General features: G+C 65.0%; 14 protein-coding genes. 8 read left to right on the top strand and 6 right to left on the bottom strand.

Annotation, left to right across the window (positions count from 1 at the left end):
* Positions 1–58: 58 nt before the first annotated feature.
* The 5 genes from EAV90_RS21855 to EAV90_RS21835 form a co-directional block, all read right to left on the bottom strand.
* Positions 59–937 carry an alpha/beta fold hydrolase gene (locus EAV90_RS21855; protein WP_122404796.1) on the bottom strand — a complete coding sequence of 293 codons (879 nt, stop codon included), beginning with the start codon at positions 935–937 and terminating at the stop codon, positions 59–61.
* Positions 930–1,562 carry a LysE family translocator gene (locus EAV90_RS21850; RefSeq protein ID WP_122404795.1) on the bottom strand — a complete coding sequence of 211 codons (633 nt, stop codon included), beginning with the start codon at positions 1,560–1,562 and terminating at the stop codon, positions 930–932. Before EAV90_RS21850 ends, EAV90_RS21855 begins: the two co-directional genes overlap by 8 nt.
* Positions 1,563–1,606: 44 nt before the next feature.
* The gene (gene fabF, locus EAV90_RS21845; RefSeq protein ID WP_122404794.1) at positions 1,607–2,869 is read right to left on the bottom strand and encodes a beta-ketoacyl-ACP synthase II; all 1,263 of its coding nucleotides are present in this window, start codon (positions 2,867–2,869) and stop codon (positions 1,607–1,609) included.
* Position 2,870: 1 nt separating this feature from the next.
* Positions 2,871–3,386, bottom strand: coding sequence for a winged helix-turn-helix transcriptional regulator (locus tag EAV90_RS21840; protein ID WP_122404793.1), 516 nt, complete (start codon positions 3,384–3,386; stop codon positions 2,871–2,873).
* 425 nt (positions 3,387–3,811) lie between these two features.
* Complete coding sequence (locus EAV90_RS21835) at positions 3,812–4,819, bottom strand: polyprenyl synthetase family protein (protein WP_122406818.1); 1,008 nt, start codon at positions 4,817–4,819, stop codon at positions 3,812–3,814.
* Positions 4,820–4,952: 133 nt separating this feature from the next.
* On the opposite strand from EAV90_RS21835, the gene EAV90_RS21830 reads away from it, so the two are divergent.
* From EAV90_RS21830 to glyS, 6 genes are all read left to right on the top strand, one after another.
* Positions 4,953–5,180 carry a putative signal transducing protein gene (locus tag EAV90_RS21830; protein ID WP_122404792.1) on the top strand — a complete coding sequence of 76 codons (228 nt, stop codon included), beginning with the start codon at positions 4,953–4,955 and terminating at the stop codon, positions 5,178–5,180.
* Positions 5,173–5,937, top strand: coding sequence for a tRNA1(Val) (adenine(37)-N6)-methyltransferase (locus EAV90_RS21825; protein ID WP_122404791.1), 765 nt, complete (start codon positions 5,173–5,175; stop codon positions 5,935–5,937). Before EAV90_RS21830 ends, EAV90_RS21825 begins: the two co-directional genes overlap by 8 nt.
* Positions 5,938–6,151: 214 nt before the next feature.
* Positions 6,152–7,060, top strand: coding sequence for a S49 family peptidase (locus EAV90_RS21820; protein ID WP_122404790.1), 909 nt, complete (start codon positions 6,152–6,154; stop codon positions 7,058–7,060).
* Positions 7,061–7,165: 105 nt separating this feature from the next.
* A complete protein-coding gene (locus EAV90_RS21815) occupies positions 7,166–7,357 on the top strand; it encodes a hypothetical protein (RefSeq protein WP_028178670.1) in 192 nt (63 codons plus the stop codon).
* A 228-nt stretch (positions 7,358–7,585) separates the two neighbouring features.
* Positions 7,586–8,524 (top strand): glycine--tRNA ligase subunit alpha, encoded by a 939-nt coding sequence (locus EAV90_RS21810; protein ID WP_122404789.1) that lies wholly within the window; start codon positions 7,586–7,588, stop codon positions 8,522–8,524.
* A complete protein-coding gene (gene glyS, locus EAV90_RS21805) occupies positions 8,524–10,623 on the top strand; it encodes a glycine--tRNA ligase subunit beta (RefSeq protein ID WP_122404788.1) in 2,100 nt (699 codons plus the stop codon). The genes EAV90_RS21810 and glyS overlap by 1 nt, the downstream gene beginning before the upstream one ends.
* 246 nt (positions 10,624–10,869) lie before the next feature.
* On the opposite strand, the gene EAV90_RS21800 is transcribed toward glyS, so the two are convergent.
* A complete protein-coding gene (locus tag EAV90_RS21800) occupies positions 10,870–11,223 on the bottom strand; it encodes a DUF1236 domain-containing protein (RefSeq protein ID WP_122404787.1) in 354 nt (117 codons plus the stop codon).
* Positions 11,224–11,449: 226 nt separating this feature from the next.
* Here EAV90_RS21800 and EAV90_RS21795 point away from each other — a divergent pair, with 226 nt between their 5' ends.
* Together EAV90_RS21795 and ppdK are read left to right on the top strand one after the other, a co-directional pair.
* Positions 11,450–11,605: a DUF3096 domain-containing protein gene (locus EAV90_RS21795; protein ID WP_008562090.1), complete on the top strand. Its 156-nt coding sequence runs from the start codon at positions 11,450–11,452 to the stop codon at positions 11,603–11,605.
* A gap of 96 nt (positions 11,606–11,701) precedes the next feature.
* Entirely contained in the window at positions 11,702–14,641 is a 2,940-nt protein-coding gene (gene ppdK / locus EAV90_RS21790; protein ID WP_162500400.1) for a pyruvate, phosphate dikinase, read from the top strand.
* Positions 14,642–14,865: the final 224 nt, after the last annotated feature.

The raw sequence follows: 14,865 nt of genomic DNA, 5'->3' as shown, positions 1-14,865 counted from the left end.
TCAGCGGTGACAGTCTGGATTGCTTCGCTACGCTCGCAATGACGTGGATATAGTCGAGCTAGCCTAAGCCATCCTCGGCCAATTCCAGAAACCGCCGGATCTCGTCCAACACCTCCTGCGGCTTGTCATGCTGCAGCCAGTGTCCCGCCCCGGCGATGGTCTTGATGCGCGCGTTCTGGAAATAGCGCTCCAGGCCTGCGGCCTTTGCGCCGGCCAGAAAACTTTTGCCGGCATTGAGCAGCAGCGTCGGGCAGGCGATGCGTGACCACAAGGCGACGTGATCGTCGGGCCAGAGCCGGTGCGGCGCGCTGGCACGTTGGTAGGGATCGAACTTCCAGCTATAGGTGCCGTCCTCGTTCCGTCGCGCGCCATGCGTGGCGAGATGCAGCGCGAGGTCGCGCGACAGCCGCCTGTTGTGAAGCACCATCTGCGCGGCCGCGTCCGCTAGAGTCGAATATCGACGCGGCGTCCGGTCGTGCAGCTTGTCGAGTTGGGCCACCCATTTGCCGATGCGCTCATGCACCGGCGGCTTTGGTGCATCCGGCAACATGGTCACGCCGTCGAGGACGACCAGCTTCGTGACCTGCTCGGGGAATGAACCTGAAAAGATCAGGCTCACCATGCCGCCCATCGAATGGCCGATGAGACCGACTTGAGGCGCTGCAATGGTGCGGACGAGCTGGGTAAGATCGTAGACATATTCGGTCAGCGCGTAGCTGCCGCCCCTCGTCCAATCGGAATCGCCGTGACCGCGCAGGTCGGGTGCGAGCACGTGAAAATGCGGCTGCAACGATCGGGCGATGTGATCCCAGCTGCGGCAATGATCGCGGCCCCCATGGACCAGGATCAGAGCGGGCGCGCCCTCGTTGCCCCAGTCGGCGTAATGCAGCCGCAGGCCGTGCGATTCATAGAAGCGGCTTTGCGGGGTGCTAGCCATTTGCCGGCCGCCGCGCCAAGGCAAGCGAGAGGCCGAGGCCCGCGATGAAGACGCCGGAGCCTTGCGTGAGGCGCCGCATCAGCTGCGGCCGTCCGATCAGCTGCGCGCGCGTTGCCGAGGCCATCAGCACCACCACGACGTCGGCGAGTGTGTTCAGTGCCACCGAGATCGCACCGAGCAGGATGAATTGCAGCGTCGGGTTCGATCCCGCGGGATCGAGAAACTGCGGAATGAAGGCGAGAAAGAACGCCGCAGTCTTCGGATTCAGCGCCTCGACCAGCACGCCGTCGCGGAACGCGCGCTTGTCGCCGACGGCTTCGCTCTCGAGCGACTGCGCACGCACGGCGCCGCGAAACGTCCTGATGCCGAGCCAGACCAGATAGAGCGCGCCGACGAATTTCACGGCGGCAAACAGTTCCGCGCTGGCCAGGATGATCGCGGAGATGCCAAGACTGCCGGCCACGACATGGACCATGCCGCCCAGCGCCGTGCCCGCGGTCGAGGCAAAGCCGCTCGCGCGGCCGTCCGAAAGTGTTCGCGCCGCGACGTAAAAAATGCCGGGGCCGGGAATCGCCGCAATTAGGAATGCTGCGGCCAGGAACAGCCAGAAATTGGTTTCGGTCATCCTGTTTTCGTAGCTGAGCGAGCGGCGATTGCAAGGCCTCTCGCTTAGCCCATCCGGCGGAAGATCACGCTCGCATTGACTCCGCCGAAGCCGAACCCGTTGGAGATCGCATGCTGCATCGGCATCGGCCGTGCGGCACCGGCGACAATGTCGATGCCGTCAGCGCCAGGATCCGGGTTTTCGAGATTGAGCGTCGGCGGCGCGATCTGATCGCGCAGAGCGAGCACGGCGAAGATTGCTTCCAGCCCACCGGCCGCGCCGAGCAGATGGCCGGTGGCCGATTTGGTCGCGCTCACCGCAATGCCCCGATTGCGGCCGAACAGCGTGGCGATGGCGCCGAGCTCGCTCTCGTCGCCGGCCGGAGTCGACGTCGCGTGCGCGTTCAGGTGCTGCACATCCGGGGGCGCGAGCTTCGCCTGCCGTAGCGCGATCTCCATGGCGCGGCGGGCGCCGTCGCCATCCGGTGGACCCGATGTCATGTGATAGGCGTCCGCCGTCGTGCCGTAGCCGACGATCTCCGCGATCGGCTTCGCACCGCGCGCGAGCGCATGCTCCAGCGCCTCGATCACCAGGATGCCTGCACCTTCGCCCATGACAAAGCCGTCGCGGTCGCGATCGAACGGCCGCGAGGCGCGTGCGGGTTCGTCGTTGAAGCCGCTCGACAGGGCTCGCGCCGCCGCAAAGCCGCCGAGGCTGACGATATCGATGCAGGCCTCGGCGCCGCCGCAGATCGCGACATCGGCCTCGCCGAGGCGGATCATGCGTGCGGCATCGCCGATCGCCTGCACGCCGGCCGCGCAGGCCGTGACCGGCGTGCCCAGCGCGCCCTTGTAGCCGTATTTGATCGAGACGTGGCCGGCGGCGAGATTGGCGAGGAAGGAGGGAATCGTGAACGGCGACAGCCGCCGCGCGCCGCGCTGCTCGGTGGTGCGCACGGCCTCCGCCATTGCGGGAAAGCCGCCGACGCCGGAAGCGATGATCGTCGCGGTGCGCTCCAGCGCGGCTGCGTCCTGCGGCGTCCATCGGGCTTGCGCGACCGCTTCTGCCGTGGCGAGCAGTGCGAACAGAATGAAGCGGTCCATCTTGCGTTGGTCTTTGGGCGCCGCGGCCTGCGCCGGATCGAAGCCGCCTTCGGCATCATCGGCCTTGTCGGGCACGAGCCCGGCAATGCGCGCCGGCAGCGCCTGCGCCCATTCGGGCAGCGGCCGCAGCCCGCTTTGCCCGGCGAGCAACCGCCGCCACGACAATTCGACACCGCAGCCGAGCGGCGACACTGCGCCCATTCCCGTCACGACGATACGACGCATGTCAGTCTCCGGCCGGCGCGACGGCCGGGTTCATTGCCTTGAGTGAAGCGAGGTGCTTGCGCATGCCGCGGCTGGCGCGTGGCCCGGGAATGGCGATGGTATTGGCGAGCGTGATAGGCTGCATGTTGGCCGCGTCGACCACGACCGGATCGAACGGGCGTGCGCTGTTCCGGTTCGCCAGCAGGATGGATTCGCCTTTGGGCGCGAGATGCTTGTTGCCCCAGGCGAGCAGCGTAGCGATCACGGGAAAGAAATCCCGCGCCTTGTCCGTCAGCACATATTCGTAGCGTGGCGGCCGATCTTGATAGCGGCGGCGCGTGAACATGCCGCTCTCGGTGAGATGGGCGAGCCGCCGCGATAGGATGTTCGGTGCAATGCCGAGGTTTTGCGAGAACTCATCGAACCTCGTCGCCCCCTGAAATGCATCGCGCAGGATCAGGATGCTCCACCATTCGCCGACCGTTTCCACGGCGCGGCCGACGGGGCATTCCAGGATCGAGGGGGATTTTGGCTGCATGGCGGGAAAGTATGGGGGTTACTTGCAAAATGCAAGTGACTGGGTGTGCTAGGATGCGGAGCGAATGAGGCTGGGTTCTGCTGGTGAGACAAAGCGCAGTTGCTGCAAAGCCGGGGCCCATACTGCTGATCGCTGGATGTCGCATGGGGCCCGGCTCTGCGCAGCAGCGTTTCACGCTGCAGCGGGTCGGGGACACGAGAGCGAGCGGTGCCGGACGCGCCACACTCCGTCATTGCGAACGTAGCGAAGCAATCCAGGCCGTCTCCGCGACGGGATTCTGGATTGCTTCGCTGCGCTCGCAATGACGCTGTGGAGACAGCGCACACATATCCATCACCGTCACCCTGAGGTGCTCGCCTCTTCGGCGAGCCTCGAGGGATAGGCTAACAATCGCGCGTCGATCGATAAAGAGTAAGCGCCGTCGCCTAATGCGACCGCGCCAAACAGAACGCCACGACCTGCTCCAGCGCGCTCTTCATCGGTGAGGGCGGGAACAGCGCGAGTGCATCGACGGCCATGTCGCCGTAGTGCTGGGCGCGGCTCAGCGTATCCTCGAGCGCGCGGTGCTTGTTCATCAGGCCGATGGCGTGATCGAGGTCGCCATCGCCGATCTCGCCGCGCTCAAGCGCCCGGATCCAGAACGCGCGCTCGGTGTCGTTGCCGCGGCGGAAGGCGAGCACGACGGGCAGGGTGATCTTGCCCTCGCGGAAATCGTCGCCGGTGTTCTTGCCGAGCTTGGCGCTCTTGCCGCCATAATCGAGCACGTCATCGACGAGCTGGAAGGCGATGCCGAGATTCATGCCGACCGAGCGGCACGCGGTCTGCTCCGCCTTGGGGCGGTTGGCGATGACAGGGCCGACCTCGCAGGCGGCTGCGAACAATTCGGCGGTCTTGCCGCGGATCACGGCGAGATATTCGTCCTCGGTGGTCGCGGTGTTCTTGGCTGCGGCCAGCTGCATCACCTCGCCCTCGGCGATGGTGGCGGCGGCCGCAGAGAGGATGTCGAGCGCGCGCAGCGAGCCGACCTCGACCATCATGCGAAAGGCCTGTCCCAGCAGGAAGTCACCGACCAGCACGCTCGCCTCGTTGCCCCAGAGCATGCGCGCCGACAGCTTGCCGCGGCGCATCTCGCTCTCGTCGACGACGTCGTCGTGGAGCAGGGTGGCGGTATGCATGAACTCGACGGAGGCAGCCAGCTTGATATGGCCGTCGCCGGTGTAGCCGGCGAGATTGGCCATGGCGAGCGTCAGCATCGGGCGCAGGCGTTTGCCCCCGGAGGAGATCAGGTGGTTGGCCACTTCCGGGATCATGGTCACATCCGAACCGGTCCGCGACAGGATCGTGGCGTTGACGCGCTCCATATCGGGGGCGACAAGGGCAACCAGCTCTTCGATCGACGCGCCGGGAGTTTCGAAAGGTACGATGACGGCCACGCCGGTCTCCAATATTTGCCCCGAAAGGGCTATTCTGATGGAAATACAATAGAAACTGGCGGCGGATGCGGCAAGGCCCGCGGAACCATTGACATTTGCCGCTTTAGCGACCTTCAGGCAGGAGACCTGCGTTTTGCGCGAACTGGTTCGGACCAACGATATGGTGCTGGTATCGGCGATTGGCGCGCTGCTCGACGGCGCCAACATCCATCATCTGGTGCTTGACCAGAACATGAGCATCATCGAGGGCTCGCTCGGTATTTTGCCGCGGCGGATCCTGGTTCATGAGGACGACGCCCAGGAGGCTAGGGAGCTCCTCACCGAAGCCGGCCTCAGCCACGAATTGCGCAGCGATGATTGAGGCCACAGATATTACCGAGGACGCCTTTCTCGGCGGGCAGTTGCGCTTGCGGCAGAAGCGATCCGGCCATCGCGCCGGGCATGACGCCATCCTGCTTGCGGCGGCGACCGGCGCCCAGGCCGGAGACCGCGTGGTCGATTTCGGCGCCGGCGTCGGCACGGCGGGGCTCGCGCTCGCTCGGCGCGTAGAGGGGATCAGGCTCAGCCTGGTCGAGATCGATCCGGAACTGGCGGAGCTCGCGCGGGCCAATGCCGCGGCGAACGCGATCGCCGCCGAGACCATCGTGCTCGACGTCACCGCGGATGCGCAGGCGTTTGCAGCAAACGGACTTCCGCCTGACAGTGTCGACGCAGTGCTGATGAACCCGCCCTTCAACGATCCCGCACGCCATCGCGGCTCGCCGGATCAGGCACGTCACGCCGCCCATGTGGCGACGGGGGAGACCCTGCATGCGTGGGTGCATGCAGCGCGGCGTATCCTCCGATCGAGCGGTGCGCTGACTCTGATCTGGCGCGCGGACGGAATCGCGGACGTCATGGCAGCGCTGTCACGCGGCTTCGGCAGCCTCGCGATCCTGCCGGTCCATGGCGAAGCGGGAAAGCCCGCGATCCGTGTTCTGGTCCGCGCAGTCAAAGGCGGCCGGGCTCCGACACGGTTGCTGCCGGGCCTCATGCTCAACGAAGAGTCAAACGTGCCTAAAAAAGAGGTAAGGGATATTCTGGAAGGAAAGGCGGAGGTGACGCTGGCGGAGCCGTGAGGCTTACTGCGGAAGCGATTCCGACTGCTGCTCTTGCGGAGAGGTGAAGCGAATCGCCGTGAAAAGCGCACCGATCAGCAGCATCAGCAGATAAATCTTCATGGCGTTTCCTCCGCTGCCTATTGCAGCTTCCCAACGGAAGATCTGCAAAACACGTTCCAGGCACTTCCAATGACACTCGCGTGATAAGAAATGGTTAATCAGAGGTAACGGCATGGCCGAACATTCGAACGATCGAGAGAGTTCCGGCCTGGCCGACAAGCTCATGCAATATCTCCCGGCGCGCTTCCGCCCCGGTGCGGCGGTGGTGCCGGTGGTGCGGCTGTCCGGCGTGATTGGTGCGGTGACGCCACTGCGTCCCGGCTTGACGCTTGCTGGCGTCGCGCGGGTGCTCGAGCGCGCGTTTTCCTATCGGCACGCCAAGGCCGTGGCGTTGGTGATCAATTCGCCCGGCGGCTCGCCGGTGCAGTCGCGCCAGATCTACTTGCGGATCAAGCAGCTGGCGGCGGAGAAGAAGCTGCCGGTGCTCGTGTTCGTCGAAGACGTCGCGGCCTCCGGCGGCTACATGATCGCCTGCGCCGGCGACGAGATCATCTGCGATCCCTCTTCGATCCTCGGCTCGATCGGTGTTGTCGGCGGCAGTTTCGGTTTTCAGGAGGCAATCAAGCGGCTCGGCATCGAGCGGCGCCTCTACACCGCAGGCGAACACAAGGCGATGCTCGACCCGTTCCTCCCGGAAAACCCCGATGACGTCGTCAGATTGAAGGCGATCCAGCGCGAGATCCACCAGATCTTCATCTCGCTGGTCAAGGAGAGTCGCGGCGCGCGGCTGAAGGGAGCGGACGACGCGCTGTTCACGGGCGAATACTGGGCCGGCGAGAGCGCCATCGCGCTGGGGCTCGCCGACGGCATCGGCGATCTCCGCTCAACTCTTCGTGCCCGCTATGGCGAGAAGGTTCTCACGCCCGTGATCGTGCAGCCGACTGGGCTGCTCTCCGGCCTCTTGGGGCGAAAAGCGCCCGGCGCGGGGCAGCTTTCGGCCCTGGAATCAATGGCCGGCCTGCCGGACGAACTGATCTCTGCGGTGGAGACGCGGGCGATTTGGGCGAAATTCGGGTTCTAGGCTCGGGCCCTCCCGCGCCATTTGGCCCGAGGTGAGCCAATTGCGGCGCAGGTCCATCTGCGCGACAATGTGCGTGGGGGCTGAGCATTGAATAAGGATCGACCGATGCCGCCGTTCGTCGCTTTCGCGGGCGTCCTGGGCGGGCTTGCCGTGGTCCGCTGGGCCTACAAGACCGCTGTCCGGATCAACCAGGAACTGGAGGAGATGCGCCTGTCGCGCGTCGCTGAAGCCGCCCGTATGGGGGATATCCAGACGCTGAAGCGTGACCCCGTGACCGGAGCTTACCGGCCGGGGTAGCCGGCGTTCTTTTTCGCACACCGTCATTCCGGGGGCGGTCGGCGGGACCGAACCCCGGTGCGCGATTGTGCACCTGAGAATCTCGAGATTCCGGGTCCGATGCTCCGGGCGTCCCGTCGCATCGTCCCGGAATGACAGTCATTTCCGCCCCCTTTGCCTTGATTCCCATCCCCGCCGTCGATACGGTCCCGCGCGATTCAAAACCCCCCGCGAGAGCCTGATCTGACGATGGACGCCTCATTGCCCGCCCATATGCGCCCGGAACGCTCGTTCCAGGGCTTCATCCTCGCGCTCCAGCGGTTCTGGGCCGAGCAGGGCTGCGTGATCTTGCAGCCTTACGACATGGAAATGGGCGCGGGCACCTTCCATCCGGCGACCACCCTGCGCGCGCTCGGGCCAAAGCCATGGAACGCGGCCTATGTGCAGCCCTCGCGCCGGCCCAAGGACGGCCGCTACGGCGAGAACCCCAACCGGATGCAGCACTACTACCAGTTCCAGGTGATCATGAAGCCGTCGCCGCCGAACCTTCAGGAGCTGTACCTGAAGTCGCTCGCGGCGATCGGCATCGATTCCGCCGTGCACGACATCCGCTTTGTCGAGGACGATTGGGAGAGCCCGACGCTGGGCGCCTGGGGCCTGGGGTGGGAGTGCTGGTGCGACGGTATGGAGGTCAGCCAGTTCACCTATTTCCAGCAGGTCGCGGGCTTCGAATGCGCGCCGGTTGCGGGCGAGCTCACCTATGGCCTCGAGCGCCTCGCGATGTACGTGCAGGGCGTCGACCGCGTCTACGACCTCAACTTCAACGGCCGTGATGGCGACTCCAAGGTCACTTATGGAGACGTCTTTCTGCAAGCGGAGCAGGAATATTCGCGGCACAACTTTGAATACGCCGACACCGCGATGCTGTTCGAGCAGTTCAAGATGGCGGAGGCTGCCTGCAAGAATTACCTCGACGCCGGCTGGCGCGAAGGCGGCAACAGCAAGCAGCATCTGATGGCGCTGCCGGCCTATGACCAGTGCATCAAGGCGAGCCATGTCTTCAATCTGCTCGATGCCCGCGGCGTGATCTCCGTGACCGAGCGGCAGAGCTACATTCTGCGCGTGCGTGAGCTGGCCAAGGCTTGCGGCGAGGCCTGGATCCACACTGAAGCGGGCGGAGCGGCCTGATGCCCGATCTTTTGCTTGAACTCTTCTCGGAAGAAATTCCCGCGCGCATGCAGGCCAAGGCGGCCGACGATCTGCGCCGCATGGTCACCGACAAGCTGGTTGCCGAAGGCCTGGTCTACGAGGGCGCGAAAGCCTTCGCGACGCCGCGCCGTCTTGCGCTCACCGTGCACGGCATTCCTGCGCGCCAGCCTGATCTGAAGACCGAGCGCCGCGGCCCCAAAGTCGGCGCGCCCGACGCGGCCGTGCTGGGCTTTCTCAAAGCGACAGGATTGAAGTCGCTGGACGAGGCCAAGATCCAGCGCGACCCCAAGGGTGATTTCTACATCGGCTTGATCGAAAAGCCCGGCCGCGACGCAATCGACGTGCTCGCCGAATTCCTGCCCGTCATCATCCGCACCTTCCCCTGGCCGAAATCGATGCGCTGGGGCGCGCGTTCCGGAAAACCCGGCTCGCTGAACTGGGTGCGTCCGCTGCACGCGATCACCGCGACCTTCGGGCTCGAGACCGAAGAGCCGGATGTCGTGAAGTTTGCGGTGGACGGCATCGAGACCGGCCAAACCACCTACGGCCACCGCTTCCTCGCGCCGGCGCCAATTCAGGTGCGCCGCTTCGAGGACTATGAGGCAAAGCTACTCGATGCCAAGGTCGTGCTCGACCCCGAGCGCCGCAAGGACGCCATCCTCACCGACGCCAAGCAGCTTGCCTTTGCGCAAGGTTTCGAGCTCGTGGAGGACCAGACCCTGCTCGATGAGGTCGCGGGCCTGGTCGAATGGCCGGTCGTGCTGATGGGCTCGTTCGAGCCGGAATTCCTGACAACGCCCGGGGAGGTGATCCGCGCCACCATCCGCAATAACCAGAAGTGCTTTGTCGTCAGCGATCCCAAGACGGGCAAGCTCGCGAGCAAGTTCATCCTGGTCGCCAATATCGAGGCGACTGACGGCGGCAAGACCATCGTCGCCGGCAATGAGCGCGTCATCCGCGCGCGCCTGTCGGACGCGAAGTTCTTCTACGAGACGGACCTCAAGACCAAGCTTGAGGATCGTCTGCCGAAGTTCGAGCAGATCGTGTTCCATGAGAAGCTCGGCACCCAGGCCGCGCGCATCAAGCGCATCGAGCGTCTCGCCGCCGAGATCGCGCCTTTGGTTGGCGCCGATGTCGCCAAGGCGACGCGTGCTGCGCATCTGGCCAAGGCCGATCTGCTGACCGAGGTCGTCGGCGAATTCCCCGAGGTCCAGGGCCTGATGGGCAAGTACTACGCCTTGGCGCAGCGCGAGGACGCCTCCGTCGCCGCTGCGTGCGAAGAGCATTACAAGCCGCAAGGCCCTGCCGATCGCGTCCCGACTGATCCGGTCAGCGTTGCGGTCGCGCTTGCTGACAAGCTCGATACGCTGGTCGGCTTCTGGGCGATCGACGAAAAGCCGACGGGCAGCAAGGACCCCTATGCGCTGCGGAGAGCGGCGCTGGGCGTGATCAGGCTGATTGCCGAGAACGCGCTTCGTCTGTCGTTGATGAAGGTGGCGGAGTCCGCGTTCGCCGGCCTCTCGGTGAAGTCCGCCGATGCGCAGAAGCTTCCGAGCGACCTGCTCGCCTTCTTCGCCGACCGTCTGAAAGTCCAGCTTCGCGAGCAGGGCGCGCGGCACGATCTCGTCGACGCCGTGTTCGCCCTCGGCGGCCAGGACGATCTCTTGATGATCGTGCGCCGCGTCGAGGCGCTCGGAAAATTCCTCGACACTGACGACGGAAAGAACCTGCTCGCCGGCACCAAGCGGGCCAGCAACATCCTTTCGATCGAGGAAAAGAAGGACAAGCGGACCTTCGACGGTGCGCCGGATGCTGCGCTTTACAGCCTCGCTGAGGAAAAGGCGCTTGCCAAGGCGATTGGCGAGGTGAAGGCGGGAGCCGGCGCCGCCGTCGCCAGGGAAGACTTTGCTGCCGCCATGAGCGCGATGGCAAAGCTGCGCCCGCCGGTGGATGCGTTCTTCGACAAGGTCCGCGTCAACGACGAAGATCCGAAGGTGCGCGAGAACCGTCTGAAGCTGCTGAACGAGATCCGCAGCGCCACGCGGGCGGTGGCGGACTTCTCGAAGATCCAGGATTGAGGCGAGGCGAGGCCGCGCAATAAGCACCACCGTGCGCGAAGCGCGAACCATGGTGCGCAATTGCGCACCTGAGAATCTCGAGGTTCCGGGTTCGGTCCTGCGGACCGCCCCGGAACGACGGTGCTCCGAAGCACAAAAAAAGCCCCGCCCGGCGGGGGGAGGACCGGGCGGGGCCTGATGTCCGATTAAACACTGCTCGCGCCAGCCTGATGTGACGCGCCGGACATCGAATGGAGCGGCAGCGTTTTAGTCCAGCACCTCGACGATGCGGCGCGAGCGCGGCTCGACCAGCACGGTTTCGCCATTCACGACGGTATAGCGATAGGTCGTGGCGCCGAAGCGTTGCGGCACGTCATAATAGGTGATGCCGCTCTCGGGGAGGATGGCGCCGACCACCACGCGATCCGGAGTGCGGAAGGCTGGCACGCGTTGTTCGATGACGTATTCGCGGAAGGCCGGCCGCTGTTCGACGGCAATCGTCGGGGCGCTGTCGACCACGGCGGGTGCGCGTCCAATGGTGACATCGCTTTGCGCCTGCGCCGCAAGGGGCGAGCCGATCGCGGCCGCGAGCGCTGCAAGAGCAAGAATCCTGTTCCGCATGGATAACTCCTTCGACGTGATTCTGCGGGACGCGCCAGTGGCGCGACTGCTTGCCAATGCGGGCCTTAAGCCAATGTTCCGGGAAAGACCTGCCGCATTCGCGGCAATTTCGGGCAGTTTTCGTGAGTGCCGGGAACTCGCGGCGCGTCTTGCGCATCTCTACTCCCGGAACCTGGCCGGCTATGATCCGCGCGCGATTCGCCTCACCTCCACAGAAAGATTGTTCATGCACATCACCGTCGCCCACATTTCGCCGATCCTGTCGTTGATTGCGGGCGTGCTCATCCTGATCATGCCGCGGCTGCTCAATCTCATTGTCGCGATCTTCCTCATCGTCAACGGCGCGATCGGGCTCGGGCTCCTGAAGTGGCTGCGCTTCTAGGCGTTCACTTTTCGGAACTGTCCGACTTGCGCGGGCGCGCCCAAAATGGTGTAAGGCCCGCGATTTCCCATTCCTCTCGCAGGTTGTGTGCAAGCTATGGCCAAAGCCGCCTCGAAGCCCAAGAAAATCCCAGCGAAAATGCCAGCGAAATCAAAGTCCTCCTCCGTCGCGAAAGCCGCGCCGCCGGCCCGCAAGGCGCTGGCCAAGAGCGCGCCGAAGCCGGTCGCCAAATCTGTTGCCAAGCCCGCTGCTAAGCCGGCGGCAAAGGCCGTGAGGAAGGCGGCTGCGCCGAAGGTCGCTGCGAAGCCTGCACCGAAGAAGGCAGCGCCCGCCAAGGCGGCGCCGGCCGCGGCGAAGGCCGGCAAATGGGTCTACACGTTCGGCGACGGCAAGGCCGAGGGCCGCTCGGAGATGCGCGACCTGCTCGGCGGCAAGGGCGCCAACCTCGCCGAGATGGCCAATCTCGGCCTGCCGGTGCCTCCCGGCTTCACCATCCCGACCTCGGTCTGCACCTATTTTTACGAGCACGATAAGACCTATCCGAAGGAGCTGAAGCCGCAGGTTGAGAAGGCGCTGGACTATGTCGGCAAGTTGACCGGCAAGGTGTTCGGCGACACCAAGAACCCGCTGCTCGTCTCGGTGCGTTCCGGCGCGCGCGCCTCGATGCCGGGCATGATGGACACCGTGCTCAATCTCGGCCTCAACGACCAGACCGTGGAAGCGCTGGCGGAATTGTCTGGCGACCGCCGCTTCGCCTATGACAGCTATCGCCGCTTCATCACCATGTATTCCGACGTGGTGCTCGGCTTCGAGCATCATCACTTCGAGGAAATCCTCGATACCTTCAAGGATAGCCAGGGCTACACGCTCGACACCGATCTGTCCGCCGAGGACTGGGTCGAATTGGTCGGTAAGTACAAGGACGCGGTCGCGCGCGAGACCGGCAGGGAATTCCCGCAGGATCCGCACGACCAACTCTGGGGCGCGATTGGCGCCGTGTTCTCATCCTGGATGAACGCTCGCGCGGTGACCTACCGCAAGCTGCACGACATTCCGGAATCCTGGGGCACCGCGGTCAACGTACAGGCCATGGTGTTCGGCAACATGGGCGAGACGTCGGCGACCGGCGTTGCCTTCACCCGCAATCCCTCGACCGGCGAGAGCAAGCTCTACGGCGAGTTCCTGATCAACGCGCAAGGCGAGGACGTGGTGGCGGGCATCCGCACGCCGCAGGACATCACCGAGGAGGCGCGCAAGGAGTCGGGCTCCGACAAGGCGTCGATGGAATCGGCGATGCCGGAGGCTTTCAAGGAGTTGACGCGGATCTACACGCTGCTCGAGAAGCACTACCGCGACATGCAGGACATGGAGTTCACGGTCGAGCAGGGCAAGCTCTGGATGCTCCAGACCCGCGGCGGCAAGCGTACCGCCAAGGCGGCGCTGCGCATCGCGGTCGAGCTCGCCAATGAGGGCCTGATCTCGAAGAAGGAAGCGGTGACGCGGATCGATCCCGCTTCGCTCGACCAGCTCCTGCATCCGACCATCGATCCCAACGCCAAGCGCGACGTGATCGCGACCGGCTTGCCGGCGTCCCCGGGTGCTGCCTCCGGCGAGATCGTGTTCTCCTCGGACGAGGCCGCCAAGCTTCAAGGCGACGGGCGCAAGGTCATTCTGGTCCGCATCGAGACCAGCCCCGAAGACATCCACGGCATGCATGCCGCCGAAGGCATTTTGACCACCCGCGGCGGCATGACCTCGCACGCGGCGGTGGTCGCGCGCGGCATGGGCAAGCCTTGTGTCTCCGGCTGCGGCACCATCCGTGTCGATTACGGCCGCGGCACCATGAGCATCGGCTCGCGCACCTTCAAGACCGGAGATGTCATCACCATCGACGGCTCGCTCGGCCAGGTGCTCGCCGGCCGGATGCCGATGATCGAGCCGGAGCTGTCCGGCGAATTCGGCACGCTGATGAATTGGGCCGACCAGGTCCGCAAGATCGGCGTCCGCGTCAATGGCGACACGCCTGATGACGCGCGCACCGCGATCAAGTTCGGCGCCGAAGGCATCGGCCTCTGCCGCACCGAGCACATGTTCTTCGAAGAGACGCGCATCCGCACGGTGCGCGAAATGATCCTCTCCGAGGACGAGCAGTCGCGCCGCGCAGCGCTCGCAAAGCTGCTGCCGATGCAGCGCGCCGACTTCGTCGAGCTGTTCGAGATCATGAAGGGCCTGCCCGTCACGATCCGCCTGCTCGACCCGCCGCTGCACGAGTTCCTGCCGCACACCCATGCCGAGGTCGAGGAAGTGGCGCGCGCCATGAACACCGACCCGCGGCGTCTCGCCGACCGCGCCCGCGAGCTCTCGGAGTTCAATCCGATGCTCGGCTTCCGCGGCTGCCGTATCGCGATCGCCTATCCGGAGATCGCCGAGATGCAGGCGCGCGCGATCTTCGAGGCGGCGGTCGAGGCGCAGAAGCGTACCGGCAAGGCCGTCGGCCTCGAGGTGATGGTACCGCTGATCGCGACCAAGGCCGAGCTCGATCTCGTCAAGGCGCGGATCGATGCCACCGCGCAGGCCGTGATGCGCGAAACCAACACCAAGCTGGCCTATCAGGTCGGCACCATGATCGAGCTGCCGCGCGCCTGTCTGCTCGCGGCGGAGATCGCGGAAAGCGCCGAGTTCTTCTCGTTCGGCACCAACGACCTGACGCAGACGACCTACGGCATCAGCCGCGACGACGCGGCGAGCTTCCTCGGTCCGTACGTCGCGAAGGGCATCCTCTCGGTCGATCCCTTCATATCTTTGGATCAGGAAGGCGTCGGCGAGCTCGTCAAGATCGGTGTCGCCCGCGGCCGCAAGACCCGCGCCTCGCTCAAGGTCGGCATCTGCGGCGAGCACGGCGGCGATCCCGCCTCCGTCGCCTTCTGTCACCATATCGGTCTCGACTACGTCTCCTGCTCGCCCTACCGCGTGCCGATCGCCCGCCTCGCCGCGGCGCAAGCCGCGCTCGGGAAGGAGATCGCGAGCCAGGCGTGAGCAACGCACAATTTGAATGCGAGAGAGGCGGGGCCAAAACCCCGCCTCTCTCATTCTACGCAACGCTCTCTCCACACCGTCATTGCGAGGAGCCCTCGCGACGAAGATTCCATGGGGAGTGGATAGCGACCAGGTCTGAGGCCAGACTGAGGGTTGCTGAATCCATTCAACCTGGAGACGACGATGTTGCTCGATCATCCTTCCGACGGACTGGCCGCTATCCG

The sequence above is a fragment of the Bradyrhizobium vignae genome (genome assembly GCF_004114425.1).
GTDB classification, from domain to species: Bacteria; Pseudomonadota; Alphaproteobacteria; order Rhizobiales; family Xanthobacteraceae; genus Bradyrhizobium; species Bradyrhizobium vignae.
The sequence above is the reverse complement of the archived record's forward strand: the minus strand, read 5'-3'. Positions and strand labels throughout refer to the sequence as shown.